This window comes from Enterobacter sp. T1-1 (genome assembly GCF_000710795.1).
Classification (GTDB): Bacteria; Pseudomonadota; Gammaproteobacteria; order Enterobacterales; family Enterobacteriaceae; genus Enterobacter; species Enterobacter cloacae.
Window position 1 is genome coordinate 1 of sequence record NZ_JALW01000059.1, and the last position, 20284, is coordinate 20284.

Below are 20284 nucleotides of genomic sequence, written 5' to 3' on the forward strand. Positions count from 1 at the left end.
TGGTGGACAGCGGGCTGACGACGTCAATGTGGCAGGCACCGGGGCTGGTGCGTTCCCCCTCACCCCGCCCCTCTCCCTAAGGGAGAGGGAGATTGAGTCCCCTCTCCCTGTGGGAGAGGGTTAGGGTGAGGGCATTATTTGAATCCCATCACAATCACTGCATTCCCCTTTTCCCTTTTACTTTCTGCTGGCTAAATTAGTAACTCATCCGACCACATAACAATAATTTTACACTGGAAGAGACTATGAGCCGCTACCCGTCGCTATTCGCCCCCCTCGATCTGGGGTTCACAACGCTCAAAAACCGCGTGTTGATGGGCTCAATGCATACCGGGCTGGAGGAGCATCCGGACGGGGCCGAGCGTCTGGCGGCCTTTTATGCCGAGCGCGCGCGCCACGGTGTGGCGCTGATTGTCACCGGGGGTGTGGCTCCCGCGCCATCAGGCGTGGGGATGGAAGGCGGAGCGGTGCTTAATGATGCGTCACAGCTGCCGCACCATCGCATTGTGACCGATGCCGTTCACAGCGAAGGCGGTAAAATTGCCCTGCAAATCCTGCATACCGGGCGTTATAGCTATCAGCCCAATCTGGTGGCACCGTCGGCCATTCAGGCACCGATTAACCGCTTCAAGCCGCATGCCCTCAGCCACGATGAAGTGCTGGCGCTGATTGACGACTTCGCCCGCTGTGCGGCGCTGGCGCGTGAAGCGGGCTATGACGGCGTCGAGGTGATGGGTTCCGAGGGCTATCTGATTAACGAATTCCTCGCCGCCCGCACTAACCAGCGTGACGACGAATGGGGCGGCGATTATGCGCGACGTATGCGCTTTGCCGTCGAAGTGGTACGCGCCGTGCGCGAACGTGCGGGCGCTGACTTTATTATCATCTTCCGCCTGTCGATGCTGGATCTGGTGGAAGGCGGCGGGACGTTTGACGAGACCGTCCAGCTGGCGCAGGCGATTGAAGCCGCCGGTGCCACCCTCATCAATACCGGGATTGGCTGGCACGAGGCGCGCATCCCGACTATCGCCACGCCGGTACCGCGCGCGGCATTCACGTGGGTTACGCGCAAGCTGAAAGGCAAAGTGTCTGTTCCGCTGGTGACCACTAACCGTATTAACGATCCGCAGGTGGCGGATGATGTCATCTCACGCGGCGATGCCGATATGGTGTCGATGGCGCGTCCGTTCCTGGCAGATGCAGAACTGCTTTCCAAAGCGCAAAGCGGGCGTGCGGATGAGATCAACACCTGCATCGGCTGTAATCAGGCCTGTCTGGATCAGATCTTCGTCGGGAAAGTGACCTCCTGCCTGGTTAACCCCCGCGCCTGCCATGAAACCAAAATGCCGGTGCTCCCGGTAGACAAATCAAAACGCCTGGCGGTTGTCGGGGCGGGCCCCGCGGGGCTGGCGTTTGCGGTAAATGCGGCGTCGCGCGGGCACAGCGTGACGCTGTTCGATGCCGCAGGTGAAATTGGCGGGCAGTTTAATATTGCCAAACAGATCCCCGGCAAAGAGGAGTTCTATGAAACACTGCGCTACTACCGCCGGATGATCGAGCTAACGGGTGTGGATCTGCGGCTCAACCAGTGGGTAAGTGCGCCAGATCTGCTGGATTACGACGAGGTGATCCTGGCGAGCGGGATCGCCCCGCGCACGCCTGCGATCGAGGGTATCGATCATCCTAAGGTGCTGAGCTATCTCGATGTGCTGCGCGATAAAGCGCCGGTTGGGGAAAACGTGGCCATTATCGGCTGCGGTGGGATCGGCTTTGATACCGCCATGTATTTAAGCCAGCCGGGCGAGGCCACCAGCCAGAACATTGCCGAATTTTGCGTGGAATGGGGCATCGACACCAGCCTGAGCCAGTCCGGCGGCCTGCGCCCGGAAGGGCCACAGCTGCCGAAAAGCCCACGGCAGATCGTCATGCTGCAGCGCAAAGCGAGTAAGCCGGGTGAAGGACTGGGGAAAACAACCGGCTGGATCCACCGCGCCACCCTGCTTTCGCGCGGCGTGAAGATGATCCCGGCGGTGAGCTATCAGAAGATCGACGACGACGGCCTGCACGTCACGATCGGCGGTGAGCCACAGCTGCTGCGCGTGGATCATGTGATTTTATGTGCCGGGCAGGAGCCAAAGCGCGATCTGGCGGATCCGCTGCGTGAGGCAGGTAAAACGGTGCATTTGATCGGCGGATGCGATGTGGCAATGGAGCTGGATGCGCGGCGGGCCATTGCGCAGGGCACCCAGCTTGCACTGGTTATTTAGCGACGACGTCCCAGCTTCACCGCTTTCAGCACCACGAACTTGTTGTTGGTGGCGATGGTGACGCAGTTACCGAAAATCTTCTTCAGCTTGTGGAAGTAGTCCAGGTGACGGTTCGCCACAATATACAGCTCGCCGTTGATTTTCAGGCAGCGGCGCGCATGGTGGAACATCTCCCACGCGACGTTATCCGTCAGGGCGTGCTTCTGGTGGAACGGTGGGTTGCAGAACACGGCGTTGAAGCGGAAAGGCTCTACGCCGGACAGCGCGTTATTAATCATAAACTCACAGCGATCCAGCGCCTCTGGCATGTTGGTTTCCACGTTCAGACGGCTCGACGCCACCGCCATTGGCGATTCGTCGCTGAAGACCACGCTGGCTTGTGGGTTCTTTGCCAGCAGCGTCAGGCCAATCACGCCGTTACCGCAGCCGAGATCCACAATCTCCCCTTCCAGATTTTCCGGCAGATGTTCAATAAAGAAACGTGCGCCGATATCAAGGCCGGTACGTGAGAAGACGTTCGCATGGTTGTGGATGGTCCAGTCGGTCCCTTCCATCTTCCAGCTCAGCGTCTCTGGCGCGTCAGCCAGTTCCGGCGCGCTGAAGGTACAGTTGATCAGGCGCGCTTTTTTCCAGGCCAGCGTCGTGGTGGTCGGGCCCAGCACTTTCTCGAACAGCTCCAGCGTTGAGGTATGAATATCACGCGCCTTCGCGCCCGCGATGATGCGCGTCTCTGGCGTGACGACTTTCCGTAATGCACGCAGTTGCTGCTCCAGCAACGCCATGGTTTTTGGCACTTTGATCAGCACCACGCCCGGCGCCTGCGGGTAGTCTGCGGTGCTGTCGAGGAACTTCACGCTGGATTCATCGAGATCGTTGTGACGCAGGTTTTCACGCGTCGCCAGCTCGCTTAAGTATGAATCGCCAATGCTGTAAGGCGTGTGTGCCGCCAGGGCGCAGCCCAGCGCTCCGAAGGCATCATTCAGGATCAGAACCGGGCCGCGAATTTCAGTGTCATCCAACTGTTGCAGCAGATATTCATCCGCCGCTTCCCACGCCTGAAGCGGGTTAACGTCGTCCGTCTCCGGGAAACGTTTAAGGTTGAGTGAACGGAAACCGTTGTCTAAGTGGCTCATCGGCCCTCCTGAATGGTAAAATTTCGGCGTTATCCCTGAAAAGGGTGCGTGAGTATACCCGTTTTCAACTTATTTTGGGGTTTTGATGAACCAGCTGACTTATCTCCAGGGCTACCCGGAGCATTTGCTCTCCCAGGTACGCACGTTAATTGCCGAGCAAAAACTGGGGGCGGTGCTGGAAAAACGTTATCCCGGCACGCACGATGTCGCGACCGATAAGGCCCTCTGGCAGTATACGCAGGATCTCAAAAACCGGTATCTGAAGAGTGCACCACCCATCAATAAAGTGATGTACGACAACAAGATCCACGTGCTGAAAAACGCGCTCGGCCTGCATACGGCCATTTCACGCGTCCAGGGCGGTAAGCTAAAAGCAAAAGCCGAGATCCGCGTCGCCACCGTCTTTCGCAACGCACCGGAAGCCTTTCTGCGGATGATCGTGGTGCACGAGCTGGCGCACCTGAAGGAAAAAGAGCATGACAAGGCGTTCTATTCCCTGTGCTGCCATATGGAGCCACAGTACCATCAGCTGGAGTTTGATACCCGTTTGTGGCTTACGCATTTATCGTTAAAGAGTAATGCGCAGTAGCGCACTGGTTTTGCAACAATCACGTGCTACAGTGGCTAAAGGTTCCCCGCTATGGAGTACGTAAACGTTTATGATACGTTTCGCAGTCATTGGTACGAACTGGATCACGCGCCAGTTCGTCGACGCCGCCCACGAAACCGGCAAACTTAAGCTCACCGCCGTCTATTCCCGCAGCCTTGAACAGGCGCAGGCCTTCGCGAACGATTATCTGGTTGAACATCTGTTCACCTCGCTTGATGAGATGGCGCAAAGCGACGCCATTGACGCGGTCTATATCGCCAGCCCGAACGCCCTGCACTTCCCGCAAACCCGGCTCTTCCTCAGCCATAAAAAGCATGTCATTTGCGAGAAGCCGTTGGCCTCGAATATCGAGGAAGTGGAAGCCGCCATTCAGTGCGCCCGCGACAACCAGGTGGTGCTGTTCGAAGCGTTCAAAACCGCCAGCCTGCCGAACTTCCTGCTGCTACAGCAGTCTTTGCCGAAGGTGGGCAAAGTGCGCAAAGCCTTTATTAACTACTGCCAGTACTCGTCGCGCTACCAGCGTTATCTGGACGGCGAGAACCCGAACACCTTTAATCCGGCCTTCTCCAACGGCTCGATTATGGACATCGGTTTCTATTGCCTGGCCTCTGCGGTTGCCCTGTGGGGCGAGCCGCACGGCGTAACGGCCACTGCCAGCCTGCTGGAGAGCGGCGTGGATGCGCACGGTGTCGTGGTGCTGGATTACGGTGATTTCAGCGTCACGCTGCAGCACTCCAAAGTGAGTGACTCCGTCCTGCCAAGTGAAATTCAGGGTGAAAACGGATCGCTGGTTATCGAGAAGATCTCCGAATGCCAGAAGCTGAGCTTTGTGCCGCGCGGCGGTAAAGCGCAGGAGCTGACGCAGCCTCAGCATATTAACACTATGCTCTATGAGGCAGAGGTCTTCGCCCGTCTGGTGGAAGACAACGAAGTGAATCACCCTGGTCTTGCGATAAGCCGCACCACGGCGAAGCTGCAAACGGAAATCCGCCGCCAGACCGGCGTGGTTTTCCCGGCTGACGGCGTGAGCACAGAAGCTATCGCGTAAAGCTGTGTAATGAATGACTGAGGACCATTGACGAAACTGATGGTCTGACATATTTTGTTACGAGCAAAGGGGAGTAACTTCCTTGCCGGTGGATCGTCATTACGATGCGTGCAAAACCGCATCCGGTCGCCGGGCAACCTTCGTGGTTGTAAGTGAGACCTTGCCGGAAGGCGAGGTCTATGCATAAAAAGCTAACGGCTATCGTCTTCTGACCATGGCCGTTTTTGTTTTTTATGTGTAAGGAAAATAGTATGCATTCTGTCGGCACTCCAATGTTGTGGGGCGGATTCGCGGTTGTCGTGCTCATCATGCTGGCAATCGACCTCTTTTTGCAGGGCCGCCGCGGCGAGCACGGTATGAGCGTCAAGCAAGCCGCCGTCTGGTCGCTGGTGTGGGTATCCCTCTCACTCCTTTTCTGCGCCGCCTTCTGGTGGTATCTGGCCTCGACCGAAGGCCGTGCGGTGGCTGATCCTCAGGCGCTCGCCTTCCTCACCGGTTATCTGATTGAAAAAGCGCTGGCGGTTGATAACGTCTTCGTCTGGCTGATGCTGTTCAGCTACTTTGCCGTGCCTGCTGCCCTGCAGCGTCGCGTGCTGGTTTACGGCGTGCTGGGGGCAATCGTCCTGCGTACCATCATGATCTTCGCCGGTAGCTGGCTGATAACCCAGTTCGAATGGCTGCTATACGTCTTTGGCGCGTTCCTGCTGTTCACCGGGGTTAAAATGGCGCTGGCGAAAGAAGACGAAACCGGTATTGGTGATAAGCCGCTGGTGAAGTGGATCCGTGGTCATCTGCGCATGACGGACAAAATCGAGAGCGAGCATTTCTTTGTCCGCAAGAATGGCCTGCTGTTCGCCACCCCGCTGCTGCTGGTGCTGATTCTGGTGGAGCTGAGCGATGTGATCTTCGCCGTGGACAGTATCCCGGCTATCTTCGCCGTCACTACCGACCCGTTCATTGTGCTGACCTCTAACCTGTTCGCTATTCTCGGTTTGCGTGCGATGTATTTCCTGCTGGCAGGCGCGGCTGAGCGCTTCTCAATGCTGAAGTACGGTCTGTCGGTGATCCTGGTGTTTATCGGTATCAAGATGCTGATTGTCGATTTCTACCATATCCCGATTGCCATCTCGCTCGGCGTGGTGTTTGGCATTCTGCTGGTAACGCTGATTATCAATACCTGGGTTAACCGCCAGCACGATAAAAAGCAGCAGGCGTAGTGCGTTTTGCCGGGTGGCGCAGCGCCACCCGGCGCTTTCGTTAATCAATAGTTAAAAAACATGACGCAACACGTAAAATCCAGCATTTTACTCTTCCGCCTTTCCTCGCTTTCCCTGATACTCAACCAGGCAAACAAATACTTACATCCGGACATAAATGTGCCTTAGAGCACAGCCAGGATGGAACGCAATTTCACTCAGGAATAACGTATGAGCACACAATCACGCGGTCTGTTCGCGCGCCTGGCGCAGGGCAGCCTTGTAAAACAAATTCTGGTCGGGTTGGTACTGGGTATTCTGCTGGCTATGGTGTCAAAACCTGCTGCAGAAGCCACGGGACTGCTTGGAACCCTTTTCGTTGGCGCACTGAAAGCCGTGGCACCGGTACTGGTTCTGATGCTGGTCATGGCGTCGATTGCCAACCACCAACACGGACAAAAAACCAACATTCGGCCGATCCTCTTCCTGTATCTTCTGGGCACCTTCTCCGCTGCCTTAACCGCCGTGGTATTTAGCTTCCTGTTCCCGTCTACGCTGCACCTAACCAGCGCGGCCGGTGATGTCACGCCGCCATCCGGGATTGTGGAAGTGCTGCGTGGCCTGCTGATGAGCATGGTCTCTAACCCAATCACGGCGCTGATGAACGCAAACTACATTGGCATCCTGGTCTGGGCAATTGGGCTGGGCTTCGCGCTGCGTCATGGTAATGAGACCACGAAAAACCTGGTTAACGATGTCTCGAACGCCGTGACCTTCATGGTGAAAATCGTTATTCGCTTCGCCCCAATCGGTATTTTTGGTCTGGTCTCCTCTACGCTGGCAACCACCGGTTTTGACGCGCTGTGGGGCTACGCACAGCTGCTGATCGTCCTGGTTGGCTGCATGCTGCTGGTGGCGCTGGTAGTTAACCCCCTGCTGGTGTTCTGGCAGATCCGCCGCAACCCGTATCCACTGGTAATGACCTGCCTGCGTGAAAGCGGCGTGTACGCCTTCTTTACCCGCAGCTCTGCAGCTAACATTCCGGTTAACATGGCGCTGGCGGAAAAACTGAATCTGGATCGTGATACTTACTCCGTGTCTATCCCGCTGGGTGCAACCGTGAACATGGCGGGCGCGGCGATCACCGTCACCGTGCTGACCCTGGCGGCAGTGCATACGCTGGGTATCGCGGTGGATCTGCCTACGGCGCTGCTGTTGAGCGTGGTGGCCTCGCTGTGTGCCTGTGGCGCATCCGGCGTGGCGGGCGGCTCTCTGCTGTTGATCCCTCTGGCGTGCAATATGTTTGGTATCCCGAACGAAATTGCCATGCAGGTGGTCGCAGTCGGCTTCATTATCGGTGTGCTGCAGGATTCCTGTGAGACGGCGCTGAACTCTTCTACCGACGTGCTGTTCACCGCTGCGGCCTGTCAGGCGGAAGATGCGCGTTTAGCGAAGAACGCATTACGAGGTTAACAGCAAAACGGCAACCCTGAGGTTGCCGTTTTTAGTGTTTGTCCCCTCTCCCGTGGGAGAGGGTCAGGGTGAGGGCATCAGGCCGCACCCAACTTACAACGTCACCCCACTCTTAAAGATCGCCAGCTCACGGAAGTCGTTTTTCTCGTTGCAGGTCTGCTTGCCGTTGGCAAATTCCACAATACTGTCCACAAACTCCGTCAGCAATTCAGGCATTGCTTTACCGTGAATGAGCTGACCGGCATCAAAGTCGATCCAGTGCTTTTTCTTCGCCGCCAGTTCACTGTTGGTGGCAATTTTGACCGTCGGGACAAACCCGCCGTACGGCGTACCGCGGCCGGTGCTGAACAGCACCATGTGGCAGCCGGCACCGGCCAGCGCGCTGGTGGCAACCGCATCGTTCCCCGGGGCGCTCAGCAGGTTCAGTCCGTGGGTTTTCAGGCGTTCGCCGTAGCGCAGGACATCCACCACCTGGCTGGCGCCCGCTTTCTGGGTACAACCCAGTGACTTCTCTTCAAGCGTGGTGATCCCACCTGCTTTGTTACCCGGCGACGGGTTCTCATAAATCGGCTGGTTATGAGCGATGAAGTACTGTTTGAAATCATTCACCATGGTGACCGTTTTCTCAAACGTCGCTTCATCACGGCAGTGGCTCATCAGGATACGCTCGGCACCGAACATCTCCGGCACTTCCGTCAGCACCGTCGTTCCCCCGTTGGCGATCACATAGTCCGAGAAGCGGCCCAGCATTGGGTTCGCGGTGATGCCGGAAAGACCGTCCGAGCCACCACACTCCAGCCCAAACTTAAGCTCGCTCAGCTTGCCCGGCTCACGTTTATCGTGGCGCATCGCCTCATACAGCTGGTGCAGTTGCTCAACGCCCGCTTCCACTTCATCATCCTGATGCTGACACACCATAAAGTGCACGCGCTCAGGGTCAAACTCGCCCAGCGTCTCCCGGAAGGCATCCACCTGGTTATTCTCGCAGCCCAGGCCAATCACCAGCACCGCCCCCGCGTTCGGATGACGCACCATATTTTGCAGCATGGTACGGGTGTTGATGTGATCGTCACCCAGCTGTGAACAGCCGTAGGTGTGGCTGAACAGGTGCACGCCGTCAATGCCTTCGGCATCGTGAGTCTCTTTCAGGAAACGCGTCTGGATTTGACGCGCGATCCCGTTCACGCAACCAACTGTCGGGAGGATCCAGAGTTCGTTGCGGATCCCTACCTCACCGTTGGCGCGGCGGTAGATCTGCACCTCACGATCTGCCGCCTGCTCCTCTTGCGCATGGAAATCAGGTTGATAGCTGTACTCGTCCAGATCGCTCAGATTGGTGCGGGTATTGTGGGAATGAATGTATTCACCCGGCGCAATATCCGCCAGCGCATGGCCAATCGGTAAACCGTACTTCACCACGTTCTCCCCTTTCATAATGGGGATCAGGGCAAACTTATGTCCACGTCCAATGGCCTGGCGCAACGTGACCGATTGAGTACCGAAAGTGACCTCTGTTCCTTCGGTCAGATCTGCCAGCGCGACGCCGACGTTATCCAGCGAATGGATTTTGATGTAGTGCATATCAACCTCAAACGGGCTTAGTTCAGTTCAATGGCGAAGTAGTCACGCGCATTGTTAAAGCAGATGTTTCTTACCATCTCGCCGAGCAGCTGGATATCCGCCGGTGCTTCGCCCGCGTGCACCCAGCGGCCAATCATCTGGCACAGAATGCGGCGGAAGTATTCGTGGCGGGTGTAGGAGAGGAAACTGCGGCTGTCGGTCAGCATGCCGACAAAGCGGCTTAACAGACCCAACTGCGCCAGCTGCGTCATCTGACGCTCCATGCCATCTTTCTGGTCATTGAACCACCAGCCGGAGCCGAACTGCATCTTGCCCGGCATCCCTTCACCCTGGAAGTTGCCGATCATGGTGCCCAGCACTTCGTTATCGCGCGGGTTCAGGCAGTAGAGGATGGTTTTGGGCAGCAGGTTTTGCTCGTTCTGTTTGCTCAGCAGTTTAGAGAGCGCTTCGGCCAGCGGACGGTCGTTAATGGAGTCAAAGCCCACGTCCGCGCCCAGCAGTTTGAACTGACGCTGGTTGTTATTACGCAGCGCGCCAATGTGGTACTGCTGTACCCAGCCGCGACGGGCATATTCAGCGCCAAGGAAGACCAGTACCGCAGTTTTGAACTGGGCGACTTCATGCTCGCTCAGGGCTTCACCGGAGAGACGGCGCGCCAGAATGCTATCCAGTTCGGCTTCGTTAGATTCTGCAAACAGCACCACATCCAGGGCATGGTCAGAGACTTTACAGCCGTGTGCCGCAAAGTGATCCAGACGTTTGATCAGCGCGCTCTGCAGGTCCGCAAAACGACGGATGTCGGTGTCAGAAACCTCGCCCAGCTTCGCCATATAGCCGCTAAAGGTGTCGAGTTCGATGTTAAAGGCTTTATCCGGACGCCAGCTTGGCAGCACTTTGATATCAAACGCGGTGTCTTTTGCAATGACCGCGTGATGCTCAAGCGAGTCGATCGGGTCATCGGTGGTGCCCACCATCCTCACGTTCATCTGCTTCATGATGCCGCGCGCGGAGAAGTTATCCTGAGCCAGCAAGTCGTTGCACTGCTCCCAGATCTCATCCGCCGTAGCCGGTGAAAGCAGCTTACCGGTAATGCCAAACGGACGGCGCAGTTCGAGGTGCGTCCAGTGATAGAGCGGGTTACCGATGGTCTGCGGCACGGTAGCCGCCCAGGCATCAAATTTCTCGCGGTCGCTTGCGTCGCCGGTACACAGGCGTTCAGCGACGCCGTTGGTGCGCATGGCGCGCCATTTATAGTGATCGCCCTTCAGCCAGATGTCATACAGGTTTTTGAAACGGTAATTGTCGGCAACCTGCTGCGGCGGTAAATGGCAGTGGTAATCAAAAATGGGCTGGTCTTTTGCGTAGTCGTGATACAGGCGGCGGGCAAATTCAGTGTCTAACAGAAAATCGTCGGTCATAAACGGTGTCATTATCGTCTTCCTCGTAACGGGAGCGGCAGAAAGCTTATGTTCAGATGCTGCAAAGTTATCACACCAATTTCCAGAGCCTGAGGTTTTTTTCGTGAGTTGGATCAATAAACCTGGACAAAAAAATTACCCCGAATGAGGTAAACCCTTCTGCAGACCGCGTCAGTACTGGCTTCGCCTGCGCCAGATAATGCCCCTACAAAGAATCATACATTTGTGATGTCACTCACCTTTTAAAGTTGTATGACAAGTTATCTTTTCGCCGTCGCAAACACGCAGCCGACGGAATGCATTACCGGTGTCAGACATCGGATTTAACGGTACGGAAACCGACTTATGCACGCTTATTTATGGCAAGGTTCGGGCCGTTCCGGGACGTTCTCCCGGTTACGCCCCTCCCGTTACACAGCCCTCCCCCAAACCGGTTGAGAGGTTGCCGTGCCCTGGCACGGAAATAACATAACGATGAGGTTTTAGATGCGTAAAATTAAAGGGTTACGTTGGTATATGATCGCACTGGTGACGCTCGGCACCGTGCTGGGCTACCTGACGCGTAACACCGTGGCAGCCGCCGCGCCCACGTTGATGGAAGAGCTGCACATCTCCACGCAGCAATACTCCTACATCATTGCCGCCTACTCCGCGGCTTATACCATCATGCAGCCTGTTGCAGGCTATGTGCTGGACATTCTCGGTACCAAAATCGGTTATGCCTTCTTCGCCATCGCCTGGGCGGTATTCTGCGGTGCAACGGCGCTGGCAGGCAGCTGGGGTGGCCTGGCGCTGGCACGCGGCGCGGTAGGTGCGGCGGAAGCGGCGATGATCCCGGCAGGGCTGAAAGCCAGCTCTGAGTGGTTCCCGGCAAAAGAGCGTTCCATTGCGGTCGGTTACTTCAACGTCGGCTCGTCCATCGGGGCGATGATTGCCCCTCCTCTGGTGGTGTGGGCCATCGTCATGCACAGCTGGCAGATGGCGTTTATTATCTCTGGCGTACTGAGCTTTGCCTGGGCCATGGCGTGGCTGGTGTTTTATAAGCACCCGCGTGACCAGAAAAAACTGTCTGAAGAAGAACGCGAGTACATCATTGGCGGTCAGGAAGCGCAGCACCAGACTAACAACGGCAAAAAAATGTCCGTCTGGCAGATCCTGGGGACCCGTCAGTTCTGGGGTATCGCGCTGCCACGTTTCCTGGCTGAACCGGCCTGGGGCACCTTTAACGCCTGGATCCCGCTGTTCATGTTTAAGGTCTATGGCTTTAACCTGAAAGAGATCGCCATGTTCGCCTGGATGCCCATGCTGTTCGCTGACCTGGGCTGTATCGTAGGTGGTTACCTGCCGCCACTGTTCCAGCGCTGGTTTGGGGTGAACCTGATTGTTTCCCGTAAGATGGTCGTAACCATGGGCGCGCTGTTGATGATTGGCCCGGGGATGATCGGCCTGTTCACCAGCCCGTACGTGGCTATCGCCCTGCTGTGTATCGGTGGCTTTGCTCACCAGTCGTTGTCCGGTGCGCTGATTACCCTCTCGTCTGACGTGTTCGGCCGTAACGAAGTGGCAACGGCCAACGGCCTGACCGGGATGGCCGCCTGGACCGCAAGTACGCTGTTCGCGCTGGTGGTGGGTGCGCTGGCGGATACCATCGGTTTCAGCCCGCTGTTCGCGGTACTGGCTATCTTCGACCTGATGGGGGCAGTCGTTATCTGGACGGTGCTGAAAAGCAAATCTGCCGACGAACTGGCGAAAGAGTCCCTCGGGAAACCGGCGACGCAGAGTTAGCATTGCTGTGCCGGGTGGCGCTGCGCTTACCCGAGCTATAAAACCAGCCGCCTCCGGGCGGCTTTTTTAATGGCAAAATCTGGAGAGTGGCATGCAAAAGTGGTATAACAAATCATCCGCCGTACCCTGCCTGGAGCGCATATGGAAATCACCGAACCACGTCGTTTATATCAACAACTTGCTGCCGAGCTGAAAGATCGCATCGAGCAAGGGGTCTATCTTGTCGGTGACAAACTCCCCGCTGAGCGCTTCATAGCCGATGAAAAAAACGTGAGCCGCACCGTGGTGCGTGAAGCGATCATCATGCTCGAAGTGGAAGGTTACGTTGAGGTTCGCAAAGGTTCCGGCATTCATGTGATTTCTAATCAGCCTAAACACTCTCCTGTTGCGGACGAAAGCCTGGAATTTGCCAGCTATGGTCCGTTTGAGCTGCTCCAGGCCCGCCAGCTCATTGAAAGCAACATTGCGGAATTTGCGGCAACCCAGGTGACCAAGCAGGACATCATGAAACTGATGGAGATCCAGGAGAACGCCCGCAAGGAAAAATGTTTCCGCGATTCGGAGTGGGATCTGCAGTTCCACGTTCAGGTGGCACTGGCAACGCAAAATACGGCGCTGGCCGCAATTGTAGAAAAAATGTGGACTCAGCGCGTTCACAACCCGTACTGGAAAAAACTGCACGATCATATTGATTCACGTACGGTTGATAACTGGTGTGACGATCACGACCAAATCCTCAAGGCGCTGATTCGTAAAGATCCCCACGCCGCGAAACTGGCCATGTGGCAGCACCTCGAGAACACCAAGCAGATGCTGTTCAATGAGACCAGTGACGACTTCGAATTTAACGCCGACCGTTATCTTTTTGCGGATAATCCTGTCGTTCACCTCGATACCGCGTCAAGTCAGGCAAAATAGTTTGCCTCCGTGCTGGCAGGCGCTTCGCTGCGCCTTCCCGCGCTTATGGGTAAGCAAAACATATATAGTGTCAGCCTTTGTAAATCCCCTCGCTCACTTCCAGGGCTTACGCCAAAATCATCACACCCTGCAAATTCTGTGACGCAGAACGTTGGGCTTTGTTACAATTGGATTCAATTCCTTATTTTGTAAGTTAGTGCTTGCTAACCAGCCAATTAACAGGGAACAGTGTTGGCCACACCGCAATGTGTCCGCGAGCGACCATAATGAAATCACAACAATGTCGCCGTGCTGTTTGTCCCGGATAACAGGCGTGACGTTAACCGATTTCCAGGAACACTGAATGGAACTTTTGACCCAACTACTGAATGCCCTCTGGGCTCAGGATTTCGAAACGCTGGCCAACCCTTCCATGATTGGCATGCTCTATTTTGTCCTGTTTATGATCCTGTTCCTTGAGAACGGTCTGCTGCCTGCGGCTTTTTTGCCAGGCGACAGTTTGCTGGTGCTGGTCGGCGTGCTGTGTGCTAAAGGGGCGATGGCGTTTCCGCAAACCATTTTTTTACTGACCGTCGCCGCCAGCCTCGGCTGCTGGGTGAGCTACATCCAGGGACGATGGCTTGGCAATACGCGGATCGTGCAGAACTGGCTTTCGCACCTTCCGGCGCATTATCACCAGCGGGCGCACCATCTTTTCCATAAGCACGGTCTTTCCGCACTGCTGATTGGCCGCTTTATTGCGTTTGTACGTACTTTGTTGCCGACCATCGCGGGTCTGTCAGGTCTCAGCAGCACTCGCTTCCAGTTCTTTAACTGGATGAGCGGCCTGCTGTGGGTGCTGATCCTCACCACGCTGGGCTATGCGCTGGGTAAAACGCCGGTCTTCATGAAGTATGAAGATCAGCTGATGTCATGCCTGATGCTGCTGCCTGTCGTCCTGCTGGTCTTCGGCCTGATCGGTTCGCTGGTTGTCCTGTGGAAGAAAAAATACGGAGCCAGGAGCTAACCATGGTTATCTCAGCGCTCTCCCTGCGTCGTAGTGCGTACGCACTGATCGCCCTGGTGCTTATCAGCGCCATGCTTCTGATCTGGAGCGCGCTTTCGCATCAGGAATCTACGCTGGCCATTCGCCCGGTTAATCAGGGTGTCAGCGTACCGGATGGGTTTTCTGTCTGGCACCATCTGGATGCCAACGGGATCCGCTTTAAAAGTATCACCCCGCAAAACGATGTGTTACTGATCAAGTTTGACTCCCGTGCGCAGAGCGCGGCCGCGAAAGTGGTGCTTGACCGCACGCTGCCGCAGGGATACATCATTGCCCAGCAGGACGATGACAGCCGGCCAGCGGCCTGGCTGTCGCTGATTCGCGATACGTCGCATCGATTTGGATAATTACCAGGATTCCGAATCTTTTCACTCACTTTGGTGAATCCCCCGTTTACTTACTATGCTTAAGTACGCGGAGCACCCCTCAAATGTTCTCCGCTTAGTCTGGATAGCGGCGTATGCCGCAACACAATGGAAGGTTTCGATAATGAAATTCCGCATTACTCTGGCTTTGGCCCTTTTATCTTTAAGCACTGCCTCCTTCGCCACTTCTCTCTGTCAGGAGAAAGAGCAGGATATTCAGCGTGAGATCGGTTATGCCGAAAAGCACAACAATCAGCATCGTGTTGAGGGGCTGAAAAAAGCGCTGAGCGAAGTGAAAGCGAACTGTTCAGACAGCCAACTGCGTGCCGATCACCAGAAAAAAATCGCTGAACAGAAGGACGAGATAGCCGAGCGTCGTCACGACCTGCAGGAAGCGAAAGAGAAAGGGGATGCGGAAAAAATTGCCAAGCGCGAGAGAAAGCTGAAAGAAGCGCAGGACGACCTGAAAGCGCTGGAAGCTCGCGATTATTGAGTTAACGGAAATCTCAACAGGAGAAAATCATGTCAAAAGATACGACGTCTGAACATCTGCGCGCTGAACTGAAATCCCTGGCTGACACCCTTGAAGAGGTGCTGAACTCCTCCGCCGATAAGTCAAAAGAAGAGGTCAGCAAACTGCGCAGTAAAGCGGAGCAAGCGCTGAAAGAGAGCCGCTATCGCCTGGGTGAAACCGGTGATGCGCTGGCAAAACAGACCCGTGAAGCCGCAGCGCGTGCTGACGAATATGTTCGCGATAATCCGTGGACGGGTGTCGGTATTGGTGCCGCAATCGGTGTGGTACTGGGCGTACTGCTGACGCGTCGTTGATATGGAAGATCCTCGTCACGCACAAGGGCCTGCTAACAACGTCCTCGGCATCGGCCAGCGTATCTTAACGACGCTGGTCGGGATTGCCGAAACGCGCGTCCGGCTGGCAGTGGTAGAGCTGGAAGAGGAGAAAGCCAACCTCTTCCAGATGCTGCTGATGCTTGGACTGACCATGCTCTTCGCCGCGTTTGGTCTGATGAGCCTGATGGTACTCATCATCTGGGCCATCGATCCGCAATATCGACTCAACGCGATGATTGCCACCACCGTCGTTTTGCTGGTTGCAGCACTGATTGGCGGTATCTGGACGATGCGCAAAGCGCGTAAGTCCACTTTCCTGCGCCATACGCGCCAGGAGCTGGCGAACGATCGCGCTCTGCTGGAGGATGACAAGCCGTGAGCGATAAAGCCGAACGTGAAAAGCGAAAAGCCTTTCTGTTAAGTCAGATCCAGCAGCAACGGCTGGATCTGTCTGCCAGCCGTCGCGACTGGATTGACGCGACGCGTCGGTTTGACCGTGGCTGGAACACCTTCCTGAGCCTGCGTTCCTGGGCTCTGGTTGGCAGCAGTGTGATGGCAATCTGGACGATCCGTCATCCGAATATGCTGATCCGTTGGGCCCGACGCGGCTTTGGTGCCTGGAGCGCCTGGCGCCTGGTGAAAGCGACGATTCGCCAGCAGCAGCTTCGCTAGCCTTCTCGCCGGGTGGCGCTGCGCTTACCCGGCAAAATTCCCCCAGCCTCCCTTACTCAATATCTTTGAAAAAGATTGACAGTTTTCCTTGCTAACAATCGCCAACCGTCACGTTTATGATGCTCTCCATCGACAGCAAAGACGCGGTATCTACCCGAATTTGCAGAGAAATAATGTTCAGCCGCTGATGTGGTTTCCTGGAGAGTAAAATGAAAAAATTAGAAGATGTTGGTGTACTGGTAGCACGTATTCTGATGCCAATTCTGTTCATCGTTGCAGGTTGGGGCAAAATCACCGGTTATGCGGGTACCCAGCAGTATATGGAAGCCATGGGCGTTCCGGGCTTTATGCTGCCACTGACCATTCTGCTTGAGTTCGGCGGCGGCCTGGCGGTACTGTTCGGCTTCCTGACCCGTACCACGGCGCTGTTTACTGCGGGCTTCACCCTGCTGACGGCGTTCATCTTCCACAGCAACTTTGCTGAAGGCGTGAACTCCCTGATGTTCATGAAAAACCTGACCATTGCGGGTGGCTTCCTGCTGCTGGCTGTCACCGGCCCGGGCGCATACAGCATCGACCGCGTTCTGAATAAGAAATGGTAAGCACGCTATACTGAATAAACACAAAGCGAGGAGACCTCTCCTCGCTTTTGCTATCTGACGGAGGAGAAAAAAATGGGACAACTCGTAGACGGCGTCTGGCAGGATGTCTGGTATGACACCAAATCCACCGGTGGACGCTTCAAGCGCTCTGTTTCGGCCTTCCGTAACTGGCTTACCGCCGATGGTGCTGCCGGCCCGAGTGGCGAAGGTGGCTTTGCGGCCGAGAAAGATCGTTATCACCTCTATGTTTCCCTCGCCTGCCCGTGGGCGCACCGCACGCTGATTGTGCGCAAGCTGAAAGGCCTCGAATCCTTAATTCCGGTGTCGGTGGTGAACCCGCTAATGCTGGAAAATGGCTGGACGTTCGACCGTGATTTCCCTGCTGCGACGGGTGATGAACTGTATCATCACGATTTCCTCTACCAGCTTTATCTGCGCGCCGACCCGCACTACACCGGGCGCGTCACCGTACCGGTTCTGTGGGATAAGAAAAACCAGACGATTGTCAGCAATGAATCTGCGGAGATCATCCGCATGTTCAACACCGCCTTCGACGCCCATGGCGCGCGCGCCGGGGATTACTATCCGGTTGAGCTGCGAGACAAAATCGATGAGCTGAACAGCTGGATTTACGACAACGTTAATAACGGCGTTTACAAGGCCGGTTTTGCCACCAGCCAGGAAGCCTACGACGAAGCGGTTGGAAAAGTCTTTGAATCTCTTGAGCGTCTGGAGCAGATCCTCGGCCAGCACCGCTACCTGACGGGCGATCGTCTGACGGAAGCGGATATCCGCCTGTGGACGACGCTGGTTCGCTTTGATCCGGTCTATGTCACCCACTTTAAGTGTGACAAACACCGCATCAGCGATTATCTGAACCTGTATGGTTTCCTGCGCGACATCTACCAGATGCCGGGAATTGCCGAAACGGTCGATTTTGACCATATCCGCACCCACTATTTCCGCAGCCACAAAACTATTAACCCGACGGGTATTATCTCCATCGGGCCGTGGCAGGATCTGAATGAACCCCACGGGCGCGACGTTCGTTTTGGATAAATATTAAGGGCATCGTGAGATGCCCTTTTTTAATTCACAATCTCCATCTATCCTTACCTCGATCGCTTAGAAAACAAGTGATTGACTGATAAATGAGGCAAGGAAATGGATTGGTATTTAAACGTACTGCGCAATTATTTTGGTTTTGGTGGCCGCGCCCGCCGCAAAGAGTACTGGATGTTCATTCTGGTGAACTCCGTTCTTATTATGGTGCTGGGGATTGTGGATAAAATTCTTGGCTGGGAGGGCTCTAGCGGTGAAGGGATTCTTACAGCCATTTATAGTGTGCTGGTTTTGATACCGTCATGGGCTGTGCTATTCCGACGCCTGCACGACACCGATCGTTCCGCCTGGTGGTTACTGCTGCTGTTGATCCCGATTATTGGCTGGCTCATCATTTTAATTTTCAACTGTCAGAGCGGGACGCCGGGTGAAAACCGCTTTGGTCCGGATCCGAAGATCGGCGCGTAAATTTATGCCCGATGGCGCTTAGGCACATCGGGCTTACTCTTTTATTTGTTGTGATGCGCAAAGAGCTTTGGAATTTCTCGCAAACACCACGATTTGGCTTCGCCCATGCTGTCGCGACGCCACGCCATAATGATATCCACTTCGCTGGTGTACTCCGGGCTGACGACGCGCAGGCGCCCTTCAGCAATATCTTTTTCAACAAACGGATACGGCATGGTCGCCACGCCCAGTCCTGCCAGCAATGCCTGGCGCTTATCTTCCAGCGATGTGACCGTCAGACGCGGCTGTTTATCCAGCAACTGCACCGTTAGCACCGGACGTTCGCGCGCGGTATCCGCAACCGCCACGCCCCTGTACTTCACGCGCGTCACTTCAGAAAGCGGCTCCGGCTCCTGGTGAATCGGGTGATTTGGCGCGGCGACGTAAACGTTCATCACGCTGTAGAGTTTACGGGAGTTGATCTCAGACGATGAACGGAAGTGCATATCCGGTGCAATTACGATATCCGCCCTGCCCGTCTCCAGACGCTCCCACGCGCCTGCCAGCACCTCGGTGATGATTGAAAGCTGCGTGTTCGCTTTGTCTGCCAGCCTGTCTACCAGCGGGAATAACGCCTCGGTAGGCACCAGAGCCTCAGTGACCAGCGTCAGGTGGGTTTCCCAGCCGCGTGCCAGCGCCTCGGCGTCCGTCGTCAGTTTGTCCGCCGCTTCCAGCAGTACGCGACCACGTTCCAGCAGCATCCGTCCAACGTTCGTGAATTTTGTTCGATGACCGGAACGGTCAAAGAGCACCACGTCCAGCTCTTCCTCCAGCTTTTGCATGGTATAGCTGAGCGCAGACGGAACGCGCCCCAGTTCATCTGCCGCGGCGGCAAAGCTGCCACGCCTGTCAATCGCGTCCATGACGCGAAGCGCTTCAAGCGTCAATGCTCTCTCTTTAGCCATCTCGTTCTCATTCAGGAAATTTGAACATACCGGGCAGAATATCTGGCTAACAATGAAGCGTCCATACCTTTACCATTGTTTTAGTGTAAAGAGAGGTCAAGTTTATGATTACGACAAGAACAGCTAAACAGTGCGGACAAGCCGATTTCGGTTGGCTGCAGGCCCGCTACACCTTTTCCTTTGGACACTACTTTGACCCTAAACTCCTCGGTTACGCTTCACTGCGCGTGTTAAATCAGGAAGTGCTCGCCCCGGGCGCCTCCTTCCAGCCGCGTACGTATCCGAAAGTCGATATCCTGAACCTGATCCTGGAAGGCGAGGCAGAATACCGCGATAGCGAGGGCAATCATGTCCAGGCAAAGGCTGGCGAAGCGCTGTTAATTTCCACGCAGCCGGGCATTAGCTATAGCGAGCATAATCTCAGCAAAGACAAAACGCTGACCCGCATGCAGCTGTGGCTGGATGCCTGCCCTGAGCGGGAAAATCCGCTGGTGCAAAAAATCGATCTGCAGAGCGAAAAGCAACAGCTGATCGCTTCTCCGGACGGGAGCAAAGGCAGCCTGCAACTGCGTCAGCAGGTGTGGTTGCACCATATCGAACTGAAGAAAGGTGAACAGGCGAGCTTTCAGCTTCATGGCCCGCGCGCCTATCTGCAATCGATTCACGGTACGGTGCATGCGGTAACGCACACGGAAGAGAAAGAGGCGCTCACCTGCGGCGACGGGGCATTTATTCGTGATGAAGCGAATATTACGCTGGTGGCCGATACGCCGCTGCGTGCGCTGCTGATTGATTTGCCGGTGTAGAGAATGCCCTCACCCTAACCCTCTCCCACGGGGAGAGGGAGG

22 protein-coding genes are annotated in these 20284 nt (G+C 55.7%); 18 read left to right on the forward strand and 4 right to left on the reverse strand.

Features of this window, described 5'->3' with window-relative positions:
- Both AK59_RS1000000125495 and AK59_RS0118885 read left to right on the forward strand, forming a co-directional pair.
- Positions 1-80: hypothetical protein (locus AK59_RS1000000125495; protein ID WP_442854878.1), on the forward strand; the 80-nt coding region annotated here is incomplete at its 5' end.
- Positions 81-245: 165 nt separating this feature from the next.
- Positions 246-2267: an NADPH-dependent 2,4-dienoyl-CoA reductase gene (locus AK59_RS0118885; RefSeq protein ID WP_013098853.1), complete on the forward strand. Its 2022-nt coding sequence runs from the start codon at positions 246-248 to the stop codon at positions 2265-2267.
- Here the strand turns inward: AK59_RS0118885 and rlmG are convergent.
- On the reverse strand, positions 2264-3400 hold the full coding sequence (gene rlmG / locus AK59_RS0118890; protein WP_013098854.1) for a 23S rRNA (guanine(1835)-N(2))-methyltransferase RlmG: 1137 nt from the start codon (positions 3398-3400) through the stop codon (positions 2264-2266). The genes AK59_RS0118885 and rlmG overlap by 4 nt on opposite strands.
- 85 nt (positions 3401-3485) lie before the next feature.
- Between rlmG and AK59_RS0118895 the strand changes: the two genes are divergently transcribed.
- The 4 genes from AK59_RS0118895 to sstT all read left to right on the forward strand — a co-directional run bounded on the left by AK59_RS0118895 (position 3486) and on the right by sstT (position 7727).
- Positions 3486-3989 carry a YgjP-like metallopeptidase domain-containing protein gene (locus AK59_RS0118895; protein WP_013098855.1) on the forward strand — a complete coding sequence of 168 codons (504 nt, stop codon included), beginning with the start codon at positions 3486-3488 and terminating at the stop codon, positions 3987-3989.
- Positions 3990-4059: 70 nt separating this feature from the next.
- Positions 4060-5058 (forward strand): Gfo/Idh/MocA family protein, encoded by a 999-nt coding sequence (locus tag AK59_RS0118900; RefSeq protein WP_013098856.1) that lies wholly within the window; start codon positions 4060-4062, stop codon positions 5056-5058.
- Between the two features lie 251 nt (positions 5059-5309).
- Positions 5310-6275 carry a TerC family protein gene (locus AK59_RS0118905; RefSeq protein ID WP_013098857.1) on the forward strand — a complete coding sequence of 322 codons (966 nt, stop codon included), beginning with the start codon at positions 5310-5312 and terminating at the stop codon, positions 6273-6275.
- A 210-nt stretch (positions 6276-6485) separates the two neighbouring features.
- Positions 6486-7727 (forward strand): serine/threonine transporter SstT, encoded by a 1242-nt coding sequence (sstT, locus tag AK59_RS0118910; RefSeq protein WP_013098858.1) that lies wholly within the window; start codon positions 6486-6488, stop codon positions 7725-7727.
- A 93-nt stretch (positions 7728-7820) separates the two neighbouring features.
- Here sstT and AK59_RS0118915 read toward each other — a convergent pair whose 3' ends face one another.
- Both AK59_RS0118915 and uxaC read right to left on the reverse strand, forming a co-directional pair.
- Positions 7821-9308: a UxaA family hydrolase gene (locus AK59_RS0118915; RefSeq protein WP_029883509.1), complete on the reverse strand. Its 1488-nt coding sequence runs from the start codon at positions 9306-9308 to the stop codon at positions 7821-7823.
- Between the two features lie 17 nt (positions 9309-9325).
- On the reverse strand, positions 9326-10738 hold the full coding sequence (uxaC, locus tag AK59_RS0118920) for a glucuronate isomerase (RefSeq protein ID WP_029883510.1): 1413 nt from the start codon (positions 10736-10738) through the stop codon (positions 9326-9328).
- 474 nt (positions 10739-11212) lie between these two features.
- Between uxaC and AK59_RS0118925 the strand changes: the two genes are divergently transcribed.
- The 11 genes from AK59_RS0118925 (at position 11213) to AK59_RS0118975 (ending at position 18492) form a co-directional block, all read left to right on the forward strand.
- Positions 11213-12511, forward strand: a complete 1299-nt coding sequence (locus AK59_RS0118925) for an MFS transporter (RefSeq protein WP_029883511.1) — start codon at positions 11213-11215, stop codon at positions 12509-12511.
- A gap of 141 nt (positions 12512-12652) precedes the next feature.
- Entirely contained in the window at positions 12653-13429 is a 777-nt protein-coding gene (exuR, locus tag AK59_RS0118930) for a transcriptional regulator ExuR (RefSeq protein ID WP_013098862.1), read from the forward strand.
- Between the two features lie 343 nt (positions 13430-13772).
- Positions 13773-14435 carry a DedA family general envelope maintenance protein YqjA gene (yqjA, locus tag AK59_RS0118935; RefSeq protein WP_013098863.1) on the forward strand — a complete coding sequence of 221 codons (663 nt, stop codon included), beginning with the start codon at positions 13773-13775 and terminating at the stop codon, positions 14433-14435.
- 2 nt (positions 14436-14437) lie between these two features.
- Positions 14438-14821, forward strand: coding sequence for an EnvZ/OmpR regulon moderator MzrA (gene mzrA / locus AK59_RS0118940; RefSeq protein ID WP_029883512.1), 384 nt, complete (start codon positions 14438-14440; stop codon positions 14819-14821).
- Positions 14822-14963: 142 nt separating this feature from the next.
- A complete protein-coding gene (locus tag AK59_RS0118945; protein WP_020689388.1) occupies positions 14964-15332 on the forward strand; it encodes a DUF1090 domain-containing protein in 369 nt (122 codons plus the stop codon).
- Positions 15333-15361: 29 nt separating this feature from the next.
- Positions 15362-15667, forward strand: coding sequence for a DUF883 family protein (locus tag AK59_RS0118950; protein ID WP_013098866.1), 306 nt, complete (start codon positions 15362-15364; stop codon positions 15665-15667).
- A gap of 1 nt (position 15668) precedes the next feature.
- Positions 15669-16067 (forward strand): phage holin family protein, encoded by a 399-nt coding sequence (locus tag AK59_RS0118955; RefSeq protein ID WP_013098867.1) that lies wholly within the window; start codon positions 15669-15671, stop codon positions 16065-16067.
- Entirely contained in the window at positions 16064-16360 is a 297-nt protein-coding gene (locus tag AK59_RS0118960; protein WP_013098868.1) for a YqjK-like family protein, read from the forward strand. Before AK59_RS0118955 ends, AK59_RS0118960 begins: the two co-directional genes overlap by 4 nt.
- 209 nt (positions 16361-16569) lie before the next feature.
- Entirely contained in the window at positions 16570-16962 is a 393-nt protein-coding gene (locus AK59_RS0118965) for a DoxX family protein (protein ID WP_013098869.1), read from the forward strand.
- A 72-nt stretch (positions 16963-17034) separates the two neighbouring features.
- Positions 17035-18021 (forward strand): glutathione S-transferase family protein, encoded by a 987-nt coding sequence (locus AK59_RS0118970; protein WP_029883513.1) that lies wholly within the window; start codon positions 17035-17037, stop codon positions 18019-18021.
- A 105-nt stretch (positions 18022-18126) separates the two neighbouring features.
- Positions 18127-18492: a DUF805 domain-containing protein gene (locus AK59_RS0118975; RefSeq protein ID WP_029883514.1), complete on the forward strand. Its 366-nt coding sequence runs from the start codon at positions 18127-18129 to the stop codon at positions 18490-18492.
- A gap of 41 nt (positions 18493-18533) precedes the next feature.
- Here the strand turns inward: AK59_RS0118975 and AK59_RS0118980 are convergent, their stop codons facing one another.
- Positions 18534-19436 (reverse strand): LysR family transcriptional regulator, encoded by a 903-nt coding sequence (locus AK59_RS0118980; protein ID WP_014885334.1) that lies wholly within the window; start codon positions 19434-19436, stop codon positions 18534-18536.
- 104 nt (positions 19437-19540) lie between these two features.
- Here AK59_RS0118980 and AK59_RS0118985 point away from each other — a divergent pair, with 104 nt between their 5' ends.
- The gene (locus AK59_RS0118985; protein WP_013098873.1) at positions 19541-20242 is read left to right on the forward strand and encodes a pirin family protein; all 702 of its coding nucleotides are present in this window, start codon (positions 19541-19543) and stop codon (positions 20240-20242) included.
- The last annotated feature ends 42 nt before the right edge of the window (positions 20243-20284 follow it).